At 45.5% G+C, this 1,528-nt stretch carries 1 protein-coding gene; it reads left to right on the top strand.

What is annotated here, in order from left to right:
- Window positions 1-455: 455 nt before the first annotated feature.
- On the top strand, window positions 456-1,289 hold the full coding sequence (locus F6K49_RS47935) for a hypothetical protein (RefSeq protein WP_293109642.1): 834 nt from the start codon (window positions 456-458) through the stop codon (window positions 1,287-1,289).
- Window positions 1,290-1,528: the final 239 nt, after the last annotated feature.

A 1,528-nucleotide genomic window follows, 5' to 3' on the forward strand; every position in this document is an offset into this window, starting at 1 on the left:
GTTTCTCTGAATGAGACCTTAAAATTGTTTTCGGATTTGGCAACCTATCAACGTCAAAGTCAAGAGGAGATTCGTCAAAGTCAAGCAGAGATTCGCCAAAATCAAGAGGAAATACGACGGATTTGGGAATATTTATTAAATCAAAGCGGTAATGGACGCTCCGGGAATTAAACCTCTAGCGGTTTGGGAGTGTAAACAGAAAATTGATGGATAAAGGGCACCATCCCCCTGTCGTGATTGGCCTTTGGGCCACGCTACGCGATGCTCGGTACGAGCCGCTACGCGAACAGAAAAGGTGAATTTTTCTTGCATTCGAGAGCAATAGTGTGATCACCTAGATAGAATTTAGACTGACAAAGTGAAAAATGTGCTGGCTACTCGACCTGGGTAGCCGGAAAAAGTCAATCAGGGAATCTCCATCTCATTTCTTTGTTGACGTTCGAGTAGAAACCTCGATGATAAACAATAGCTGTTCTGTGCTTGATTCCCTTTGCAATCTACAACCAAATCCAAACCAAGAAGACCACACTGGTGCTACTAGTCAAGGGATTGTAGTGATTTCTCCCCTAGATGACCTTGAAACTGGTGAAGATTTGGCTACTACTGGTGATTTGGATATCACCAATGGCCCGATTAACGTCAAGCCCCCTATAGAGAGTCAAAGAATTATAGATTTTGATGACATTGACCAAGTGTTTGATCTCGAAATTCAGCCTCAAGATGGAACAACCGCGAATATCACCAAGATTGAAATTAGTAGTAATCCATCAGTAGACTCAGATGGCGCTCTAGTCAAGGTCAGTAGCAGGGCGACGGCTACTAACAGGATTAGTCCCAATCCCTTGGCCAATGGCCACGCTAACGGAACAGGCGACTCTGGTGGCGGTGTGGTAATAGTCAGCAGTAGCAGCACGGCTACCAGTACCATTAGTGACAATACCTCAGGGGATTTAAGGAATCGCATTTCCAGTATCCATGGCACAGCCATGGTTTCCAGCACCATAAGTAACCCTAACACCAATAATTATCACGTTAGTGGTGCCGCCAGTGTCACCATTGGTAACGACAACCCGATTAGTAATCCGGATGGTGTTACCGATGGACCTGACAGTCTCTTTGAGGGCATCGTTGGTACTATTACCAATCCCATTGATTCCCTACTTGGTTCCTTCCAGACTCCATCTGTGTTGACTTCATCTGTGTTGACTTCATCTCTAGGTTTTCCTAGTTCTGGGATTGATCTTGACCAGAGTCGTTCGCGCAGCGTCGGGCTTTGCCCGAATCACTGATTTGATCAATTTGTGGGCATCACTCCTAATATTGGTGCCTCTGCAGCTCAACCCGAAAGAGGACTTGACCTCTTCAAGCACTAAAAATCATTGTCTTGATGCAGTCGCTCATGGGGGTAACCCCCAAGACCGCGCTGCATCGCTTCGACCTTTGCCCTAGTAATCAGTCTATTTAGTGTTGAGGCTTAGGTGTTAGGTGTTAGGAGTTAAGTGTTAGGTTAATGGTGTTAGTTAGTAGA

This window comes from Moorena sp. SIO3I6 (genome assembly GCF_010672095.1).